19 protein-coding genes are annotated in these 19,683 nt (G+C 74.4%); 9 read left to right on the plus strand and 10 right to left on the minus strand.

Annotated elements, in window-relative coordinates:
• Positions 1-183: 183 nt before the first annotated feature.
• The 4 genes from ACFYYT_RS01370 to ACFYYT_RS01385 all read left to right on the plus strand — a co-directional run bounded on the left by ACFYYT_RS01370 (position 184) and on the right by ACFYYT_RS01385 (position 5,315).
• Positions 184-909, plus strand: coding sequence for a VOC family protein (locus tag ACFYYT_RS01370; protein WP_351825856.1), 726 nt, complete (start codon positions 184-186; stop codon positions 907-909).
• Positions 910-1,316: 407 nt separating this feature from the next.
• Positions 1,317-2,813 (plus strand): FUSC family protein, encoded by a 1,497-nt coding sequence (locus tag ACFYYT_RS01375; protein ID WP_351825857.1) that lies wholly within the window; start codon positions 1,317-1,319, stop codon positions 2,811-2,813.
• Positions 2,814-3,052: 239 nt separating this feature from the next.
• Entirely contained in the window at positions 3,053-4,192 is a 1,140-nt protein-coding gene (locus ACFYYT_RS01380; RefSeq protein WP_351825790.1) for a nitric oxide synthase oxygenase, read from the plus strand.
• 55 nt (positions 4,193-4,247) lie between these two features.
• Positions 4,248-5,315 (plus strand): lactonase family protein, encoded by a 1,068-nt coding sequence (locus tag ACFYYT_RS01385; protein WP_351825792.1) that lies wholly within the window; start codon positions 4,248-4,250, stop codon positions 5,313-5,315.
• Between the two features lie 123 nt (positions 5,316-5,438).
• Here ACFYYT_RS01385 and ACFYYT_RS01390 read toward each other — a convergent pair whose 3' ends face one another.
• The 3 genes from ACFYYT_RS01390 to ACFYYT_RS01400 all read right to left on the minus strand — a co-directional run bounded on the left by ACFYYT_RS01390 (position 5,439) and on the right by ACFYYT_RS01400 (position 8,287).
• Positions 5,439-6,359, minus strand: a complete 921-nt coding sequence (locus tag ACFYYT_RS01390; RefSeq protein ID WP_351825794.1) for a hypothetical protein — start codon at positions 6,357-6,359, stop codon at positions 5,439-5,441.
• Between the two features lie 110 nt (positions 6,360-6,469).
• On the minus strand, positions 6,470-7,156 hold the full coding sequence (locus ACFYYT_RS01395) for a uracil-DNA glycosylase (RefSeq protein WP_351825796.1): 687 nt from the start codon (positions 7,154-7,156) through the stop codon (positions 6,470-6,472).
• A 42-nt stretch (positions 7,157-7,198) separates the two neighbouring features.
• Positions 7,199-8,287: an exo-alpha-sialidase gene (locus tag ACFYYT_RS01400; protein WP_351825797.1), complete on the minus strand. Its 1,089-nt coding sequence runs from the start codon at positions 8,285-8,287 to the stop codon at positions 7,199-7,201.
• A 181-nt stretch (positions 8,288-8,468) separates the two neighbouring features.
• Between ACFYYT_RS01400 and ACFYYT_RS01405 the strand changes: the two genes are divergently transcribed.
• Positions 8,469-9,572 (plus strand): NADH:flavin oxidoreductase/NADH oxidase, encoded by a 1,104-nt coding sequence (locus tag ACFYYT_RS01405; RefSeq protein WP_351825799.1) that lies wholly within the window; start codon positions 8,469-8,471, stop codon positions 9,570-9,572.
• Between the two features lie 137 nt (positions 9,573-9,709).
• Complete coding sequence (locus tag ACFYYT_RS01410; protein ID WP_351825801.1) at positions 9,710-10,078, plus strand: helix-turn-helix domain-containing protein; 369 nt, start codon at positions 9,710-9,712, stop codon at positions 10,076-10,078.
• A gap of 19 nt (positions 10,079-10,097) precedes the next feature.
• Here the strand turns inward: ACFYYT_RS01410 and ACFYYT_RS01415 are convergent, their stop codons facing one another.
• Entirely contained in the window at positions 10,098-11,453 is a 1,356-nt protein-coding gene (locus ACFYYT_RS01415; protein WP_351825803.1) for an FAD-dependent oxidoreductase, read from the minus strand.
• A 52-nt stretch (positions 11,454-11,505) separates the two neighbouring features.
• On the minus strand, positions 11,506-12,165 hold the full coding sequence (locus ACFYYT_RS01420) for a DUF305 domain-containing protein (RefSeq protein ID WP_351825805.1): 660 nt from the start codon (positions 12,163-12,165) through the stop codon (positions 11,506-11,508).
• Between the two features lie 76 nt (positions 12,166-12,241).
• On the opposite strand from ACFYYT_RS01420, the gene ACFYYT_RS01425 reads away from it, so the two are divergent.
• Positions 12,242-13,729 carry a hypothetical protein gene (locus ACFYYT_RS01425; protein WP_351825807.1) on the plus strand — a complete coding sequence of 496 codons (1,488 nt, stop codon included), beginning with the start codon at positions 12,242-12,244 and terminating at the stop codon, positions 13,727-13,729.
• A 13-nt stretch (positions 13,730-13,742) separates the two neighbouring features.
• Here the strand turns inward: ACFYYT_RS01425 and ACFYYT_RS01430 are convergent, their stop codons facing one another.
• The 3 genes from ACFYYT_RS01430 to ACFYYT_RS01440 all read right to left on the minus strand — a co-directional run bounded on the left by ACFYYT_RS01430 (position 13,743) and on the right by ACFYYT_RS01440 (position 16,135).
• Positions 13,743-14,375, minus strand: a complete 633-nt coding sequence (locus tag ACFYYT_RS01430; RefSeq protein ID WP_351825809.1) for a helix-turn-helix domain-containing protein — start codon at positions 14,373-14,375, stop codon at positions 13,743-13,745.
• A 146-nt stretch (positions 14,376-14,521) separates the two neighbouring features.
• Positions 14,522-15,457: a M56 family metallopeptidase gene (locus ACFYYT_RS01435; protein WP_351825811.1), complete on the minus strand. Its 936-nt coding sequence runs from the start codon at positions 15,455-15,457 to the stop codon at positions 14,522-14,524.
• Between the two features lie 90 nt (positions 15,458-15,547).
• Positions 15,548-16,135, minus strand: a complete 588-nt coding sequence (locus tag ACFYYT_RS01440; protein ID WP_388606741.1) for a DUF5134 domain-containing protein — start codon at positions 16,133-16,135, stop codon at positions 15,548-15,550.
• A 154-nt stretch (positions 16,136-16,289) separates the two neighbouring features.
• Here ACFYYT_RS01440 and ACFYYT_RS01445 point away from each other — a divergent pair, with 154 nt between their 5' ends.
• Positions 16,290-16,829 carry a GNAT family N-acetyltransferase gene (locus ACFYYT_RS01445; protein ID WP_351825813.1) on the plus strand — a complete coding sequence of 180 codons (540 nt, stop codon included), beginning with the start codon at positions 16,290-16,292 and terminating at the stop codon, positions 16,827-16,829.
• Between the two features lie 39 nt (positions 16,830-16,868).
• Here the strand turns inward: ACFYYT_RS01445 and ACFYYT_RS01450 are convergent, their stop codons facing one another.
• Both ACFYYT_RS01450 and ACFYYT_RS01455 read right to left on the minus strand, forming a co-directional pair.
• Positions 16,869-17,552, minus strand: coding sequence for a glycerophosphodiester phosphodiesterase family protein (locus ACFYYT_RS01450; protein ID WP_351825815.1), 684 nt, complete (start codon positions 17,550-17,552; stop codon positions 16,869-16,871).
• A 190-nt stretch (positions 17,553-17,742) separates the two neighbouring features.
• Entirely contained in the window at positions 17,743-18,390 is a 648-nt protein-coding gene (locus tag ACFYYT_RS01455; protein WP_351825817.1) for a PadR family transcriptional regulator, read from the minus strand.
• A gap of 49 nt (positions 18,391-18,439) precedes the next feature.
• On the opposite strand from ACFYYT_RS01455, the gene ACFYYT_RS01460 reads away from it, so the two are divergent.
• The gene (locus ACFYYT_RS01460; protein ID WP_351825818.1) at positions 18,440-19,573 is read left to right on the plus strand and encodes an LLM class flavin-dependent oxidoreductase; all 1,134 of its coding nucleotides are present in this window, start codon (positions 18,440-18,442) and stop codon (positions 19,571-19,573) included.
• Positions 19,574-19,683: the final 110 nt, after the last annotated feature.

Here is a 19,683-nt window from a genome sequence, read left to right on the forward strand (position 1 = left end):
CGCCGCCGCCCGCGCGCGCCGCCCCGCTGCGTCCGATCGGGCGGGGCCTGCCGAGCCTCACCGCCGCCGCGTCCCGCCGGGGCTACGGTGGGCCGGTTCCGTCCGCCGCGCGGCAGAGGAGACGTGCAAGCCGTGTCGACATCCAGCCACGCACTCGCGGGCGCACCCTGCTGGGTCAGCCTGATGACCCGGGACCTGCCCTCGGCGCAGCGGTTCTACACAGCCGTGATGGGGTGGGAGTTCCGCGACACGGGAGACGGCCTGTCGGTGGCTTTCCTGGACGGCACGCCCGTCGCGGGCATCGGCGCCCCGGCCGCGTCCCCCGGCCTCCCCGTGGCCTGGACCCCGTACTTCGCCGTCGACGACGCGGACGTGGCCGCCGCCCGGGTGCGCGAACGCGGCGCCACCGTGGCCGTGGGCCCGCTGCCCTTCGGGACGGGCCGTGCCGCCCTGGCGGCCGACCCCGACGGCGCGGTCTTCGGCTTCTGGGAGGGCGGGGTCATCCCCGACTGGAGCGTGGCGGGCGACGGCGCCCCCGCGTGGCTGGAACTGCGTACCCGCGACGCCTTCGCGGCGGCCATCTTCTACGGTCAGGTCCTCGGCTGGGCCGACGGGAGCCCCGGCTGTTGCAGCGTCTCCTACGAGCACGACCGGGTGGTGCTCCGCCACGGCCGTGACACCGTGGCCCGGATCAGCGGCGGCGCGGTCGAGGCGGACCCCGACCCGAACGTCCGGCCCCGCTGGCACACCCACTTCCACGTGCCCGACCTGGAGGCGGCCGCCGACCGGGCGACGGCGCTCGGCGGAACCCTCGCGTCCCCGGTCCGCACCACCGCGGCCAGCCGCTCCCTGACCCTGCGCGATCCCGACGGCGCGTTCTTCACCGTCGTGGCCCCCAACGCTCCCTGACGGCGGGCCGGTGTCGACGGCGGACTGATGTCGGGGTGCGGCCCCCGTCGCAGCCCCTATGGCCAGAGCCGCACCCCGTGTGATGCACGTACCCGTCCGGTACGCGTCCACGCGCGGGGCGTGTCTCCATCGGGGCCGGCTGGTCCGCTGGCGGATTCCCGGTCGGATCCGGCCCCCCTCGGCTGTGCCAATGGCTCAGTGGTGGCCCCTCCGGTTGAGCCAGTGGGCCTCCGGATGGTTATCTGTGTCTTATCCATGTACTTACGGCGCCACGCAGCGCCGGACGGCAACGAGGCCGGTCCGGACCGTGGCGCCTTCGCCGTGCCCCCACACCGCCCACCACCCCCGGGCGGGAGGCGGCCCGGCGTGCGCCATCACGAGGGGGGCGGCACACCGCCGTGAAGAGAATGTTCGTGGCTCCGGACCCGGGCCGTACGAGGCTCAGGAACTCACTGCGCGCGGTCGTCGGCGTGGCACTCGCCGTCACCGTGGCCGAACTGGCGGGGCTCTCCCAGACCGCCTCCATCACCGGCGGCCTCGCGGCCCTGCTGGCGCTCTTCACCGTCCTGGACGCCGACGTGCGCGCCCAGCGGATCACCACCGCGCTGCTGCCCGTCGCCGGATTCCCCGTCCTCGCGCTGGCCACCTCCCTGCACGGGCTGCCGCAGGCCCGCGACGCGGCCTTCCTCGCCGTGGTCTTCGCCGGGGTGTACGCCCGCCGCTGGGGACCGCGCGGCCATGCCCTCGGCATCTTCGGCTTCATGATGTTCTTCGTCACCCAGTTCCTGCACGCCGTGCCCGCCCAGCTCCCCGAACTGTTCGCCGCCGTCACGCTGGCGCTGCTGTCGGCCGGGGCCACGCGCTTCCTGCTGTGGCCCATCGAGCGCCGTACCCCGCCGGCCACCGCCCCGCCCGGACTGCCCGGCGCCGGCCTCGCCCGGCCCACCACCCGGCAGGCCTTCCAGGCCACCGCCGCCTGCGGCTTCGCCCTCGCCATCGGGCAGGCGCTGTCCGAGGACCGCTGGTACTGGGCCGTCGGCACCGCCTGGTGGATCTTCGTCAACACCGCCTCGCGCGGGGAGACCCTGGTCCGCGGCTTCCGCCGGGTGCTGGGCACCGTCCTCGGCATCGCGGCCGGGCTGCTGATCGCCGTACCGCTGCACGGCGCGCCCGTGCCCACCGCCGCCCTCGTCGCCGTCTGCGTCTTCGGCATCTTCTACACGGCCGCCCCCTCCTACTCCTGGATGATGTTCTTCGTCACCGTCATGGCGGGGCTGCTCTACGGGCTCCTCGGCGTCCTCCACCCGGGTCTGCTGCTGCTGCGCTTCGAGGAGACGGCCGTCGGCGCGCTGGGCGCATCGCTCGCCGTCATCCTCGTCCTGCCCGTCACCACGCACGCCGCCAACGACGCCTGGATCCAGCGCGCACTGCACTGCGTACGGGCCTCCACCGCGGCCTCCCTCGACCGGCTCGCCGGGGACCCGGCCGCCGACCCCGCCCCGCATGCGGCCGAGCTGGAACTGCTGCTCGGCCGGGTGCGGATGGCGCTGGCCCCGCTCGTCCATCCGCTGAGCCCGCTGCGCGCCCGCAAGGCCCGCGCCCGCCAGGTCCTGGCCCTGCTCGACGACTGCGCCCGCGAGGTGCACGGGCTCGTGCTGGTGGCCGCAGACCCACAGGCCTCCCACGACGCCCGGCTCGCCGCCGCCTGCTGGCGGGTCGAGGCGGCCGTCGAGGCGCTCACTGCCCCCCAGGGCGGCCCGCAGCCGGCCACCGCGCAGGCCCCGGCCCATCCGGCCGCCGCCGAACCGGCCCTGGCCCACCTCCACGGGTTGGAGCAGGCGTTGACCGCCCTCGCGGCCCCCCTGCGCACCGACCCGCGCGCCCCGCTCACCGCGGCGGCCTGACGCCCCGCGTCCGTACCGCCGCCCGGCCGGGGACCGGACGCAGCCCCGACCGCCGCGCATGATAGGGCAGTCCGGCCCTCTCCCGCAGGACTTCGTGAGAAGATCACTCGGAGGAGTGTTCACTCCTCCGAGTGGCTGCACCGCTGATCACCGCCCTGTACAACGGGTGACCTGCATGTGCGCATTTTCATCCGGTGCCTACGGGGTGGATCCGGTCGGACGGGGGCTTACGGGGCGCAATGGACATACTCCAGCAGCACGCCAGCACCGCTCAGGTGGCGGAAGAAGCCGAGGACTTCATCCGGCTCTTCCACCGCGAGAACCCGGCGGCGGGCGATCCGCGGGCCCGGATCGCCGCCGTCCGCGCCGAGCTGGCCGAGACCGGCACCTACCGCCACACCCCGCAGGAGCTGGTCCACGGGGCCCGCGTCGCCTGGCGCAACAGCAACCGCTGCATAGGGCGCCTCTACTGGAACTCGCTGCGCGTGCGCGACCGGCGCATGCTGACGGAGGCCGAGGACATCGCGCGGGAGAGCTTCGAGCACCTGCGGGAGGCCACCAACGGCGGCCGGGTCCGCCCCACCATCACCGTCTTCGCCCCGGACGCCCCCGGCCGCCCCGGCCCGCTGATCTGGAACGAGCAGCTGGTGCGCTACGCCGGCTACGGCGACCACCACTCGGTCACGGTGGGCGACGCCCGCAACGCGCCGCTCACCGAGGCCCTGCTGAGGCTCGGCTGGCCCGGCGGCCCGGGCACCCCCTTCGACCTCCTCCCGCTGGTGGTCCAGGGCGTGGACGACAAGCCCCGCTGGTTCGAGACCCCCGCCGACGCGGTGCTGGAGGTGCCCGTGCGGTATCCGGACGGGCGGGACGACTGGGGCGACTGGGACCTGCGCTGGCACGCCGTGCCCGCCATCTCCAACATGTGCCTGGAGATCGGCGGCGTCCACTACCCCGCCGCCCCCTTCAACGGCTGGTACATGGGGACCGAGATAGGTGCCCGCAACCTCGCCGACACCGACCGCTACAACCTCCTGCCCGCCGTGGCCCGCCGCCTCGGCCTGGACACCTCCACCGACCGCTCGCTGTGGAAGGACCGGGCGCTCGTCGAACTCAACCGGGCGGTGCTGCACTCCTTCGACGCCGCCGGTGTGACCATCGCCGACCACCACACCGAGTCCCGGCGGTTCCTCTCCCATCTGGAGCGGGAGGAGGGCAAGGGCCGTGCGGTGGGCGCCGACTGGTCCTGGATCGTCCCCCCGATGTCCGGATCGGCGACCCCGGTGTTCCACCGGACCTACGAGGACCGGCCGAGCGCGACGGCGTACGTCCACCATCCCGGGGCGCAGGAACGCGCCAGAGGTGAGGATTTGGTCTAGACCTTCTGTTACCGTCGGCTCCGTACGGATCCGGGACGGCGGAGAAGGGGCATCCGTGGGCGACGCGGACAGCAGGGACCAAGGCGGCGCGCACCGTGCCTACATCGGCTCGTTCACCTCGGGGGGCGGCCGCGGTGTCACCACCGCGGCCGTGGATCCGGCCACCGGGGCGCTGACCCCGCTCGCGGCCGACGCGTCCCTGCCCGATCCCTCGTACCTCACGCTCGACCGGGCCGCCGGGGTGCTCTACGCCGTGAGCGAGACCGACCGCGGTGCGGTGGGCGCCTTCCGTGTCACCGCCGGGGGACTGGAGCCGATCGGGGCGCCCGCGCCCGTCGGCGGCTCGGGCCCCACCCACCTCTGCCTGGCCGGGAGCCGGCTGGTCACCGCCAACTACACCTCCGGCAGCGTCAGCAGTCTGCCGGTCGGCCCGGACGGCGCCCCGCACGGGCCCGCCGCCGTCCTCGCCCTGCGCGGCGCCGGCCCCGACGCCGAGCGCCAGCGGGCCCCGCACGCCCACCAGGTGCTGCCCGACCCCACCGGCCGGTGGGTGCTCGGCGTGGATCTGGGCTCCGACGCGGTACGGGTCTGCGCGCTCGATGCGGCCACCGAGGCCCTCCGGGTACACGCGGAAGTGCCCCTGCGGGCCGGCGCCGGACCGCGCCACCTCGCCTTCCACCCGGCGGGCGGAGTGGTGTACGTACTGCACGAGCTGGAGCCGCAGCTGACCGTGTGCCGCTGGAACGCCGCGTCGGGGCACCTGGAACCGGTCCGTGAGGTTCCGGTCGCGCCGGCGGGTGCTCCGGGCGCCGCGCGGCCCTATCCCTCCGCGATCGTGGCCTCGCCCGACGGGCGCTTCGTCTGGGCCGCCGTGCGCGGCACCGACACCCTGGTCACCTTCTCCCTGGCCGCGGGTCCGGAGGAACCGCTGCTCATCGGCACGGTCGGCTGCGGCGGCCGCTGGCCGCGCGACCTCGCGGCCGATCCGGCCGGACACCGCCTCTACGCGGCCAACGAACGCTCCGGCGACGTCACCTGGTTCGAAGTGGACCGGCGCACCGGCGAGCCGCGCCGGGCCGGCTCGGTCCCCGTACCGGCGGCCTCGTGCGTGGTCTTCGGCTGAGCCCGTCCGCCGCCGGCGCCCGGATCGCGGCCCGGATCGCGCCCCGGGCGGCGCCCCGCGGACACGGCGAGGGCCCGCCCCCGGAATCCGGGTGAGCGGGCCCTCTTCGCGTTGGGGCGGGACTCAGTGGGAGGCGGCGCCCAGCGTGATCCCCAGGGCGGCGCTGTACTGGGCGACGGCCAGCTTGCCGAGCGCGGGGTAGGACCCCAGCACGTCGGCGGCGGCGCAGTCGGCCTCCTTGCAGGCGGTGTCCAGCAGGCCCTCGGCGGCCTCCGGGCCGATCAGGTAGGGCGCCAGCGCCAGCTGGGCGGAGCCCGAGCCGCGCAGCTCGGCGGCGACGGCGGCCACCGAGCCCTCCTGGTCCAGGGCGGCGGCCATCACCGGCACCGCGAGGCGGGCGGCCAGCAGCATGCCGGTGATCCCGGCCGCCTGGACGGCCTCCTCGCCGCCGGTGGTGGCCAGGATGATGCCGTCGGCGGCGGTGGCCACGGTGAACAGACGGGCGCGGTCGGCGCGGGCCAGGCCGGCCTCGGAGAGCCGCACGTGCAGGCCCTCGGCGAGCAGCGGGTGCGGGCCGAGTACGTCGGCCAGCTCGGCGGCGGCGGAGGAGTCCATCAGTGCCTGGCGGACCCGGCGCAGCAGGTCCCCGTCGGGGCCGGCCAGCAGGGGCACGACCACGGCGTCCGGGCCGGTCGGCGCGGGCACCTCGTGACCGGCGGCGCGGGCGAACTCCGCGCGTGCGGTCCGCTCGGCGACGACGGAGTTCAGCACGCTGCGGAGCGAGGGGAACTCGGCCCCCTCGGCGTCGTCACCGTCGAGGTGGCCGATGCGGGCGTCCAGGCCCGGCAGCTCGGAGCGGCCGATGCTGATGATCTCTTCCGCGAGCCCCCGCGAGGCGGCCGAAGGGGCACCGGGCACGGCGAGCACCAGCGCGGGCGCGCCCTCGGGCGCCACCGCGGGCTCGGGCCGGCGGTGCCGTCCGGTCTGGCGGGGTCGCGGCATTCGTACGGGCAGGCCATTTGCGGGCCCAGTGGGGGAGCTCATGGCGCCGCATGCTACTGGCTTATCGGAACCTGGTGTTCGGGCAGGGCCTGTCCGGGCGGCATCTGTCCGTATTTATCCATTGAATGTCGTAGTTCAATGTCATATACCGTTCAACCGACGGTCGGGAGCCGCCAGTCGACGGGCTGTGCACCCTGGCGGACCAGCAGGTCATTGGTCCGGCTGAACGGCCGGGACCCGAAGAAGCCGTTGGCGGCGGACATCGGGGACGGGTGCACCGACTCCACCGCCGGCAGGTCGCCCAGCAGGGGCCGCAGATTGCGCGCGTCGCGCCCCCACAGCACCGACACCAGCGGCTTGCCGCGCGCCGCCAGGGCCCGGATCGCCTGCTCGGTGACCGCCTCCCAGCCCTTGCCGCGGTGGCCGCCGGTCTTGCGCGGGGCGGTGGTGAGCGAGCGGTTCAGCAACAGCACGCCCTGCCGGGTCCAGGGGGTCAGGTCGCCGTTGACCGGGCGGCCGGTCCCGATGTCCGCGTGCATCTCGCGGAAGATGTTGTCCAGGCTCGGCGGCCACGGGTCCACCTCGGGCGCCACCGAGAAGGACAGGCCCATCGCGTGGCCCGGGGTGGGGTAGGGGTCCTGCCCGACGATCAGTACCTTCACCTCGTCGAAGGGCTGCTGGAACGCGCGCAGGACGTTCGCCCCGGCGGGGACGTACGTCCGACCGGCCGCGATCTCGGTGCGCAGGAAGTCGCCCATGGCGGCGATCTGCGCCGCCACCGGCTCCAGAGCGCGGGCCCAGCCCGGCTCGACGATCTCGTTCAACGGTCGTGCTGCCATGGGTGATCACTCTACTGGCCCACACCGACAGCCGGTTCCGCTTCAGTGCAGTACGGCAGCCCGCACGCACAGCACGTCCGGCAGGTGGGCGGCCAGCAGCCGCCAGCTGTCGCCGTCGTCGTGGCTGGCGTACAACTCGCCGTTGCGGTTGCCGAAGTAGACGCCCGCCGGGTCCGCGTCATCGGTGCACAGGGCGTCGCGCAGCACCGTGCCGTAGTGGTCCCCGGACGGCAGGCCCCTCGTGAGGGGCTCCCAGTGCGCGCCCGCGTCCCCGGTGCGGAAGACCCGGCAGCGGTGCTGCGCCGGGACCCGGTCGGAGTCGGCGTTGAGCGGGAAGACGTAGGCGGTGCCGGGGCGGTGGGGATGGGCGGCCACGGCGAAGCCGAAGTCGGAGGGCAGTGCGGCCCCGATGTCGCTCCAGGTGTCGCCGGCGTCGTCGCTGCGGTACACGCCCCAGTGGTTCTGCAGGTAGAGCCGGTCGCGGTTCCCGGCGTCCTGGGCGATCTTGTGGACGCACTGGCCGAACTCGGGGTGCGGATCGGGCAGGAACACCGCCGCGACACCGTGGTTGGACGGGGTCCAGCCGGCCCCGCCGTCCCGGGTGCGGAACACTCCGGCGGTGGAGACGGCGACCGTCACCGCGGCCCGGTCGGCCGGGTCGGTGATCACCGTGTGCAGGCCCTCGCCCCCGCCGCCCGGCACCCACGCGGAGCGGGTCGGGTGCTCCCACAGCGGGCGGACCAGCTCGAAGGAGGTGCCGCGGTCGGTGGAGCGGAACAGGGCGGCCGGCTCCGTACCGGCGTAGACCACGTCCGGGGCCTCGGGCCCCGCCGGGTGCAGCTGCCAGACCCGTTCCAGCGAGGCCCCGGTGTCCCGCGGGAACCTGATGGCGGGCGCGGCGGGTTCCTGCCAGGTGGCCCCGAGGTCGTCGGAGGAGAAGACGGACGGCCCCCAGTGCGCGCTGTCCCCGCCCGCCAGCAACCGCGGCGCCGGTCCCCGTCCGTCGATCGCCACGGCCGAGACGGCCTGCGCGTTGAAGTGGGGCCCTTCGAGCTCCCAGGGGCCGGAGCCCCGGCGGCGGCCGATGAACAGCCCCTTGCGGGTTCCCGCGAGCAGCAGCACCTCGTTCATGGCCGGCACCTCCGGACGTCCTCGGCTCCACGACGGCTTCCGGCCAGTCTGCACCCGCCCGACGGTTGTACGGGAAGTCTCGTACTACGAGAGATTTCGTAGTACGGTGCTTCTCGTACTTAGCGTTTCTCGTCCTGAGCGCCGATCCCCGGCGCGCGTCCGGTGACATCTGGAGAGCCCCATGAGTGCCGCAGCCCCCGCCGCCCTTTCCGCCCTGTTCCAGCCGTACGCGCTGCGGTCGGTGACCATCCCGAACCGGGTGTGGATGGCGCCGATGTGCCAGTACAGCGCCGCGCCCGACGGCCCGGCCGCCGGGGTCGCCACCGACTGGCACTTCACCCACTACGCGGCCCGCGCCACCGGCGGCACCGGACTGATCCTCCAGGAGGCCACGGCCGTCTCCCCGCACGGCCGGATCAGCCCCTACGACCTCGGCATCTGGAACGACACCCAGGTCGCGGCCCTGCGCCGGATCACCGACTTCGTGAAGTCCCAGGGCGCCGTCCCCGGCATCCAGATCGCCCACGCCGGCCGCAAGGCCTCCACCGAGCGGCCCTGGAAGGGCGGCCGCCCCGTCGGGCCCGAGGCCCACGGCTGGACGCCGCTCGCGCCGAGCGCCGTACCGTTCGCCGAGGGCGACCCGGTCCCGCACGCCGTCACGGTCGAGGAGATCGGCGAGGTCACCGCCCTGTTCGCCGCGGCCGCCGCCCGCGCGCTGGCCGCCGGGTACCAGGTGCTGGAGATCCACGGCGCCCACGGGTACCTGATCGGCCAGTTCCTCTCCCCGCACAGCAACACCCGCACCGACTCCTACGGCGGCTCGTTCGAGAACCGCACCCGCCTCGCCCTCGAAGTCGTCGACGCCGTACGGGCGGTGTGGCCCGAGGAGCTCCCGCTGTTCTTCCGGATCTCGGCCACCGACTGGCTGGAGGAGCAGGGCTGGACCGCCGACGAGACGGTCCGGCTGGCCGGACTGCTGGCGGAGCACGGGGTGGACCTGCTCGACGTCTCCACGGGCGGTCTCGCCCCGCACGTGAAGATCCCCGTCGGCCCCGGCTACCAGGTGCCGTTCGCGGCCCGCGTCAAGGCCGAGACCGCCCTCCCCGTGGCCGCCGTCGGCCTGATCACCGAGCCGGAGCAGGCCGAGAAGGTCCTGGCCAACGGCGAGGCGGACGCGATCCTGCTCGGCCGGGAGCTGCTGCGCGACCCCTACTGGGCCCGCCGCGCCGCCGCCGAACTCGGCGGAGAGCTCCGCATGCCGGTCCAGTACCACCGCTCCTGGTGAACCGGGGTGCGGCGCGGGAGTTCCCCACGCCCCGCCGCACCCCCCCCGCGGCACCCTTCGCCGGTGCTACGACGGTTCTCGTACGATGGGGGTCCGCCGGCCGGCGGGCGCAGCCGATCCGACGAGTGGAGCCGGACATGACGGAACGGGACACGGCCCGCGCCCTCGCCCACCCCGAGCCCGGGGAGATCCGCCTCGAAGCGGTGCTGCACGCGCTCTCCGACCCGGTCCGGCTCTCCATCGTCCGCGACCTCGCCGCCACGGAAGCCGAACTGGCCTGCTCGTACTTCGACCTGCCGGTCACCAAGTCCACGACCACGCACCACTTCCGCGTCCTGCGCGAGAGCGGTGTCGTACGCCAGACCTACCGCGGCACCACCAAGCTGAACGGCTTGCGCCGGGCCGAGCTCCAGGGCCTCTTCCCCGGGCTCCTGGACACCGTCCTCACGGCCGCCGCGGCCGAAGCCGCCCGCCTCACGGCGACGGCCGCGCCCGCCGGTCAGTAGCCCGCGCGGGCGGGGCGGCTCAGACCAGGCCCGCCGCCGCGCGCAGGCCCGGCCAGTCGGGGATCTTCACCGAGCGGCGGCCCAGGGACCGGCCGAGTTCCGCCTCGGCCGCCTCGATCGCCAGCCAGCCCGGCCACCGGACGGGACGCAGCCCCGCCGCGCACAGCGCCTCCAGCGGGTCGCCCGGGCGCTCGCGGCGGGCCAGCGCTCCCGCGTCCTGGAGCAGCGAGGACACCGTCTCCTTGGCGCACGGCCGGTTGGTGCCGATCACCCCGGTCGGGCCGCGCTTGATCCACCCCGCCACGTACTCGCCGGGCGAGGCCCGGCCCCCGCGCACCACCCGGCCCGCCGCGTGCGGCACCGTCCCGGTGACGGCGTCGAAGGGCAGCCCGGTGAGCGGCACCCCCCGGTAGCCGACCGAGCGCAGCACCAGCTCGGCGTCGAGCTCCTCGTACGTGCCCGTGCCGCGCACCCCGCCGAGGCCGTCCGGCGCGGTCCGCTCGCAGCGCACCGCGCGCACCCGGCCCCGCGGCCCGCCGAGCAGTTCGACGGGGCGCAGGTAGAAGCGCAGGGAGATGCTCCGGCGCGCTCCCGGGGCCAGAGCGGCCGCCGCCCAGCCGCGCAGCACCTCCAGGTTCCGCCGGGCCGCGGCGGGCAGCGCCGCCGCCGCGGCCGGGTCGGCGCAGGCGGGGTCGAGGGCCAGCTCGGCGGCTTCGGCCCGGGCCTCCACCCCCGCCAGGGTGCCCAGTTCGCGGAGTTCCTTGGTGGTGAACCTGGCCTGCGACGGGCCGCGCCGGGCCACCATCGTCACCGTCCGCAGCCCGCTCCCGGCGAGGACCCCGAGCGCGGGCTGGGGCATGTCCGTCGGCTCCAGCTCGGGCACGCCCCGGGCCAGGATCCGGGCCACGTCCACGGCGACGTTCCCGGCCCCGACCACCACCGCCGAGCGCACCCCGGCGAGGTCGAAGGCGGCCGCGTCGGGGTGCCCGCTGTACCAGGACACGAACGCCGTCGCGGAGTGCACCCCGGCCAGGTCCTCGCCGGGGATGCCCAGCGTCCGGTCGCGCGCCGCGCCCACGCAGTACACCACCGCGTGGTAGAGCTCCGAGAGCCGTGCGGTGGGCAGGAGTGCGCCACCGACCTCCACGTTGCCGAGGAAGCGGATCCGCTCGTCCTCCAGCACCGACCGCAGGCTTCCGGTCAGCGACTTGATCTTCTCGTGGTCGGGGGCCACCCCGTACCGCACGAGCCCGTACGGCGCCGGCAGCCGGTCCAGTACGTCGACCCGTACGCCCGGCACCTCACGCTGCTGGACCAGTGCCTGAGCGGCGTAGACCCCGCTGGGGCCCGAACCGACGACGGCGACACGAAGCACGGCGGAGCTCCTCCCGCAGGTGCTCCCAGCATGCCACCGGCGCCCGGGACCGTCAGCCCATCGCGCGCATCCGGTGGATCTCGGCGGTCTGGGTCGCCACGACCTCGGTGGCCAGCTCCTCGACGGCGACGTTGTTGCCCCCGGCCAGCGCCTCGGCGGCCATCTTCACGGCGCCCTCGTGGTGGGCGGTCATCAGTTTCAGGAAGAGCCGGTCGAAGTCGGCCCCCCGGGCCGCGGTCAGCTCCGCGAGCTGCTGCTCCGTGGCCATGCCGGGCATCGCCGCGTGATCGTGGGCCGTCGCGCCGGGGCCGGGGGAGGGGTGGAGGGCGACCCACTTGTCCATGGCCGCGATCTCGGGTCCCTGCGCGGCCGCGATGCGTTCGGCGAGGCGCGTGACCGCGTCCGATGAGGCCCGGCCGGGGGCGAGGGCGCTCATGGCGAGGGCCTGTCGGTGGTGCTCGGTCATGTGCCGCACGTAGGCGTGGTCGGCGGCGTTGGGGGTGTCGTCGGGACGTTCCTTCGCGGCCTGCCCGGGGGAGAGGGTGCGGGCCTGCTCGCCCGGTCTGCCGGGGGCCACCACCACCGCGCCGTCCCCCGTGGCCCGGGCGCCGGCGCCCCCGCCGCCGTCCTGGCAGCCGGTGAGCGGGAGGAGGAGGCCGGCGGCCAGCGCCGCCCCCAGGAATCGGCCGAGTAACGCGTTTGCCATGTCCATGGAAAGGAAGATACTGCCGGGGTCCAGGTTCCGTTCCCCGGTGGAACGGAACGCGCGGGCCCCCACGGGAGGAACAGTGACCACGTTGCACACCACCAGAGTGCGCCGCCGGAGCCTGGGAGCGGCCCTGGCCGCCGCCGGGCTCCTCACTACGCTCCTGGCCACCGCCGGCCCGGCGGCCGCCACCCCCGACCCGGGCGACCTCTCGCCCGCAGCCGGTTCCCGGCAGAGCGCGGGCCTCGCCCCGGACCGTGAACTCGCCCCCGGCGAGATACCCGGCCAGGACGAGATCGTGCACAGCCGCAACATCAAGCCCCTGGCCAACGTCCCCAGCGCCAACCCCGCCGCCATCAACTCCGACCTGGCGTTCCAGGGGAACTTCGCCTACGCGGGCAACTACGACGGCTTCACGATCTACGACATCGCCAACCCCAAGTCCCCCAAGGTGGTCACCCGGGTGCTGTGCCCCGGCGGCCAGAACGACATCTCCGTCTCCGGCGACCTGCTCTTCCTCTCCACCGACTCCTCGCGCAGCGACGACTCCTGCAACAGCGTCTCGCAGCCCGCCACGGAGAAGTCCTCGTGGGAGGGCATCAAGATCTTCGACATCAAGGACAAGAAGAACCCCAAGTACATCAAATCCGTCGAGACCGCCTGTGGTTCCCACACCCACACCCTGGTGCCGGGCGACCGCGACATCTACCTCTACGTCGCCTCCTACTCGCCCAGCGAGGCCTTCCCGGACTGCCAGCCGCCGCACGACGGCATCTCGGTCGTCAAGGTGCCCAAGAAGGCCCCGACCCGGGCCGCCGTCGTCGCCTTCCCGGTCCTCTTCCCGGACGGCGGCAACCCGGGCGCGCCCACCAACCCCGGGGTCTCCAAGACCACCGGCTGCCACGACATCACCGTGCTGCCGTCCGAGGACCTGGCCGCCGGCGCCTGCATGGGCGACGGGATCCTCTTCGACATCAGCGACCCCGAACAGCCCCGGGTCATCGACCGCGTGCAGGACAACGTGAACTTCGCCTTCTGGCACTCGGCGACCTTCAACGAGCGCGCGGACAAGGTGGTCTTCACCGACGAGCTGGGCGGCGGCGGCAGCGCCACCTGCAACGAGGCCACCGGCCCGAACCGGGGAGCCGACGGCATCTACGACATCACCGGTAGCGGCGACCAGCGCAAGCTCGTCTTCAAGGGCTACTACAAGATCCCCCGCCACCAGGCCGACACCGAGAACTGCGTGGCCCACAACGGCTCGCTGATCCCGGTCGGCGGCGACCGCGACATCATGGTCCAGGCCTGGTACCAGGGCGGGGTCTCCGTCTGGGACTTCACCGACTCCACCCGCCCCAAGGAGATCGGCTACTTCGAGCGCGGCCCGCTGACCACCGACAAGCTCGGTCTCGGCGGCTCCTGGTCGGCGTACTACTACAACGGCCACATCTACTCGAACGACATCACCAAGGGCCTCGACGTGCTGAGGCTCGACGACTGGCGCACCGAGGCCGCCAAGTGGGTCCGGATGGACCGGCTCAACGTGCAGAGCCAGCCCGAGTACCACTGAGGCGCGCGGCCGGCTAGGGCCGATCGCGGGGAAACGTTCCGCCGGGCGGTCCGCCGTCCGGCGGGACCCCCAGCTCCCAGTCCAGCCCGTACCGCTGGAACAGCTCCGCCCGCAGCCGGGACGCGGGCATCGGCGCCCCCGGCAGCAGGACCGCCACCACCGCCCCCATCAGCAGCGCCCGCAGCAGCGGATAGTCCCGGTCCACGTCCGGCGATCCGTACCGCTCCACGGTGTCCCGCAGCAGCGCGGCGAGCCGCTGCTGCTCCGGGCACCGGATGAACCCCTCCGCCTGAAGGATCCCCGCCATGTGCGTGCGCATCAGCCGCGGGTGGTCGCGCGCCAGCCCGAGGACCGCGTCGATCGCCCGGGCGAGCCGCTCGCGGCCGTCGTCGCTGCGCGGCTCCCGCTCCAGCCCCGCCTCCAGCGCCAGGTGCATCAGCCGGTGCACGGCCGACTGCAACAGCTGGCGCTTGCCGGGGAAGTAGTACGAGACCAGTCCGCGGGCCGCGCCCGCCCGGTCGGCGATGTCGCCGAGCTTCGTCGCCTCGTAGCCGCGCTCGGCGACCAGTTCGACCGTCGCCTGCAGCAGCCGCTCCCGGGAACGTCTGCGCAATTCTTCATTGACCGATGCGCTGCGCGGGGACATGCTTACTCCTGCGTTGACTGGCTTCGAGCCAATATACTCAGCGCACGGGACCGTCTGCTCGGGGTGACGCGGGGGATCACCCCGAGCAGGCACCCCCTCCGGCCGCACGCCGACTCGGCGCAGCGGGCCGCGGTCCGCCCCGGCGACTACGCCAGCGCGCTCAGACCCGGTACGAAGGCCACCACCAGCGGCACCGCCGGCACCAGGGTGGCCAGCGCCGTCAGCCGCAGCCGGCGCCCCGCCGACAGCCGGGGCGCGGGCGACAGCAGCCGCCGCACCCGCTGGGGGACGTGCGCCCGGGTCGGGCAGGGGCCGAAAACGCCCCGGTCCTCGTTCAGCCCGACCAGGGCCAGCGCGATCGTGAGGCGCCCGTAGCGCCGGGACGCCACGTCATCGGCGGCCAGCTCCACCAGCCGGTGCATCTCCGCCTCGAACGCCGCGAAGACCGGCACCTGCGGGAACCCCTGCGCCAGCGCCCGCGAGCAGTGCAGCAGCCAGTCGTGCCGGGCCGCCACGTGCCCCTGCTCGTGCGCCAGCACCGCGTCCAGCTGACTGCCCTTGAGTCGGCCCAGCGCCGCCGTGGTCACCACCAGCCGCGGCGCCGACCCCGGCTGCCACCAGGCTTCCGGGCGGGGGCCCTCCAGCACCACCAGCCGGGCCGCCGCCGGGTCCTCGCCGGGCAACAGTGGGGCGCGGCGCAGCAGTTCGGCCCCGCTCGTACGCCGCCGGGCCCGCGCCCGCAGCACCTCCCGGGTCAGCATCGCGCCGGTCCACAGGCCCCCGCAGGCCAGCGCCAGGGCCGTGCCGGCGGCCCAGGGCCCGCTCGCCGCACCCAGCGCGTACGCGTCGGCCACCCCGTGCGGGGCCCCCGCGAACAGGCCGCCGCGCACCGCCTGCCAGGCGGCGGCCGCACTGAGCAGCATCGACAGCGCCAGGCACAGCAGGGTCGCACCCACCACGCACTGCCACACCCACAGCGCGACGACGGGTTCACGGTCGGGCCACTGGGCCCGGGCCAGCAGACGGGGCGCGAGGACCGCGGTCAGCGCGCCGAGCATCAGGAGGGCGGCGGGGACCATCATGTCCGCCAGCCTATGAGCGCCGGTCCGCCCACGGGTACGGTCCCGGGACATTGGTGACGCAGGACACGTTCCACCCCTCCGGGCGCCGCCTCACATGATCAGCAGCATCGCCAACATCCCCGTCGCCATGGCCAGTCGGCAGGCCCGCGTCAGCTCGCCGGCCGCCGCCGCACCCGGGCCCGCCCCCGGCACGGCGCCCGCACCCGGCAGCGCGGCGCCGGCCGCCGTCACCAGCCGGGCCCCGCCCAGCAGTACGTACCCGGCGTAGTAGACGAGCAGCGCCCCCGTCACCAGGGGCAGCCCCGGCCCGCCGTGCCCGTGGCCGCGCCCCGCCCCGGCGGTCACCTCCAGCGCCATGTAGGCCATCGCCAGCGAGCCGACCAGGTGGTGCGCGTGGTGCGCCCCGCCGCGCAGCAGCCACAGCGCGTGCAGCGCGGCTCCGCAGAAGACCGCCAGCAGGATCGGCGGCCCCCAGGCGCCGGTCCCGGAGGGCACGGCCATGGCCGCCATCCCCAGGCCCATCACCGCCTCGCCCGCGGCCGCGCCGCGCGTGCGCCGGTCCGCTCTGCGCGCCCGCAGCAGACAGTACGTACCGCTCACGGCGCAGAGCAGGACCAGCAGCCAGGCGCTCACGGCGGCGGCGGAGAAGGGGGAGAGGGACATCGCGGGTCCGTGCACGGCGGAACCTCCCGGTTCGTCGGCGTCACGGAAGGAATGCCCGCCGTACGGCCCTCTCACGCCGCCCGCACCCCGCCCCGGCTGCGCACCGGGTTAGGCTCTCCTTGCCGCACGCGGCACGCCCCGTGCCGCCGCACCGAACGGAGCTGCCCCGATGCCGACCGCCCACTCCGCCGCCCTGAGTTACCGCAGCGCCGTGGAGGCCGACGTTCCGGAACTGGTGGCCCTGGTCGAGTCCGCCTACCGCGGCGACGCCAGCCGCTCCGGCTGGACCACCGAGGCCGACTTCCTCGACGGTCAGCGCACCGACCCCGACGGCGTCCGGGAGGTCATCGCCAACCCGGACGGGATCCTCCTCGTCGTCGAGCGGTCCGGCGAGCTGATCGCCTGCTGCCAGCTCGAACACCGCGGGGACCACGTCTACTTCGGCATGTTCGCCGTCCGCCCCGGACTCCAGGGCGGCGGCCTCGGCAAGGAGATCATGGCCGAGGCCGAGCGGCGCGCCCGCGAGACCTGGGGCGCCAAGCAGATGCGGATGACGGTGGTCAACGTACGGGAGGAGCTCATCGCCTACTACGTGCGCCGCGGCTACGAGCGCACCGGCGAGCTGAGCCCCTTCCCCTACGGCGACGCGCGCTTCGGCGTGCCGCTCCGCGACGACCTGGCCTTCGAGCTGCTCGTCAAAACCCTCTGACCCCGCCGGAGCCTCCGTGCCGTCCGAGGGCCCGGCCGCTCATGCCGTGAAGCGGCCCGTGCTGCGGATCTCCGGGAAGTCCGTGGCGGCGCCGTCCAGCTGGAGCGCCCGCGCGAGGCGCAGCTGATCCAGGGTGTTGACCGTCCAGCCCGTCACCCGCAGCCCCGCCGCGTGCGCCGTCTCCACCGTCTCCAGGGCGATCCGGCGGATGTCGAGCGCCAGGGTCTGCGCGCCGGCGGCCAGGGCCAGCTCCACGACGCCCTCCCGGTGCCCGGGCACCCGCAGGACCGTCCGGACGCCCGGCGCCCGCCCGGCGACCGAGGCGATCAGGCCCCCGTCGATGGAGGACACCTCCAGCCGCGAGGTCAGGTCGAGGCGCACCACCAGTTCCGCGAGGGCCTGGGCGGCGCCCCGGTCGTGGACCGCCACCTGGAGCGGGGTCCGGACGGCGTCCAGCACTTCTTCCAGGAGCGGGACGCGTTCGCCCTCGCCCGCGTCCAGACCGCGCAGTTCGGCCAGGGTCAGGTCGGCGACGGCACCCGCGCCGTCGGTGGTGCGGTCCACCTCGGCATCGTGCAGGACGACCAGGGCGCCGTCCTTGCTGAGGCGGACGTCCAGTGCGAGGGAGTCCATCCCGGAACGTTCCGCCCGGGCGAACGACCGCAGGGTGTTCTCCGGTTCGACGCCCATGACTCCGCGGTGACCGATGGTGAGGAAAGTCAAGGTTCTCTCGCTTCCGTCGACGGCGGCTCGGCGCGCGGTCGCGGTGTCCCGACCGGCCGCGCACGGTGAGGACGCATGCTAGTGCGCCCCGCCCGCGAGGGGACCGGTCGTGCGAGGGCTCGCGGAAGCTCCCCGGCCGCTTCCCGTCAGGGCCGTGCGCGCCGTGCGGCGGCGCGGCCGCCGTGCCGCGTCACCCGGGCGTGGGCGCGTCCCCGTCGGCTTGACGGACGGTCCCGGCGGGGGTCCCGGCGCCGTCCCCGGCGAGGCTCCGCACCTCGGCCAGGTCCGCCAGCAGGGCGTCGGCCAGCTCCAGTTCCGCCAGGTGCCGGCGCTCGCTCCAGCGCAGGGCGATGACGGGGAAGGCCCACTCGGGGACCTCCGCCGCGTGCGCCATGGCCTCGCGCACGGAAGCCAGTTCGGCCAGGGTCCGCTCCCGGTGCTCCTCCACCATCGCGCACAGCCGCTCCGGCTCGGACAGGTGGCCCAGCCAGATCCGCAGCAGCAGCCCGTGCTTGAGGACCGGCGGGCCGGCCTCGGCCGTGTCGCGGGCCCAGCCGGCCAGCGCCGTGCGCCCCGCGTCGGTGATCGCGTACCGGCGCTTGGCGCGGGCCTCCTCGGGCCCCGAGCGTGCGGAGGCCGCGTAGCCGAGGTCCTCCAGCCGCCGCAGTTCCGCGTAGATCTGGCTGATCGCCGGTGACCAGTAGAAGAAGCGCAGGGAGGAGTCCGCCCACTTCTTCAGCTCGTACCCGGTGCGCTCGCCGGGGAACGAGAGCAGGCCGAGGACCGCCCACGCGGTCGGCGGAAGCTCTTGCTTGTTCGACGTCTGACTACTAGTCATATTTCGAATAGAAGTGAGTCCGGGCAGTGGACGCATCCCTGGAGGCATCGTGAAGTTCTCCGTCATCTTCGAAGCTCAGCTCGCCGACCCGACCGTGGAACGGGAGCACCAGGTGATCCGCGACTGCGTCGAGCAGGCCGTGCTCGCCGAACGCATGGGATTCGACCGGATCTGGGCCGTCGAGCACCACTCCCTGAAGTGGTACGCCCACATGTCAGCTCCGGAAATCTTCCTGACCTGGGTCGCGGCCCGGACGAACACCATACGCATCGGTCACGGCGTCGTGTGCATGCCCTTCAATTTCAACCATCCGGTGCGGGTCGCCGAGCGGGCCGCCATGCTCGACCTGCTCTCCGGCGGGCGCCTCGACCTGGGGGCCGGGCGCGGGGGCACGGAGCAGGAGACCTCGCTGTGCGGCGTGGACCGGGAGCGCGCCACCGCCGAGGTGGAGGAGGCGCTGCGGATCATCGGGAAGGCCTGGCGGGAGGAGGAGCTGGAGCACCACGGCCCGCTGCTGGACATCGCCCCGCACCCGGTCCTGCCGCGCCCGGCGCAGACCCCGCACCCGCCGCTCTTCCTGGCGTGCAGCCGGGCCGAGACCCTGGTGCGGGCCGCCGAGCTGGGGGTCGGGGCGCTGGTGATGGGCTTCGCCGGGCCGGAGTCGGTCGCCGCGATGCGGTCCGCGTACGACGCCGCGCGCGCGGCCCGGGACGGGAGCGCCTTCGTCTCCCCGGTGGTCAACGACCACTTCTCGGTGCTCTGCCCGACGATCGTGCTCGACGATCCCGAAGAGGCCCGGCGGATCGGGGTGCGGGGGCAGCGGTTCTTCGCGCAGTCCATCGCCCACTGGTACGGGGGCGCCGGCGTCCCGGACGAGGCGGTGGTGGCGGGCGCCGACGAGGGGGCGGACATGCGCCGGGCCGCCGAGCAGGCCGTCGCCCGGCTGCACGAACTGGACATCCCCGTCCGGCCGAACTCCACCGCCACCTTCCACGCGGACCACGCCTACGGGAGCGCGGACGAGGCCATCGCGTACGTGGAGCGGCTGCGGGAGGCGGGCGCGGACGAGGTGATGTGCCTCGTCCAGATGGGCACGGTGCCGCAGGAGGCCTGTCTGGAGACCCTGCGCCAGTGGGGGGAGAAGGTGATCCCGCACTTCTCGGGGATCCCTCGTGTCAGGTAGGCGGAGTGGTGGCTTCCACCCGTAACGACGGGAAGACTTTCGGTGGAGCAGGGGGTGGAGCAGGATATTTTCCCGCGTTAACTCTTGAGGTCGAGACCCTTACATGCATA

Source organism: Streptomyces sp. NPDC002032 (assembly GCF_042890765.1).
GTDB lineage: Bacteria > Actinomycetota > Actinomycetes > Streptomycetales > Streptomycetaceae > Streptomyces.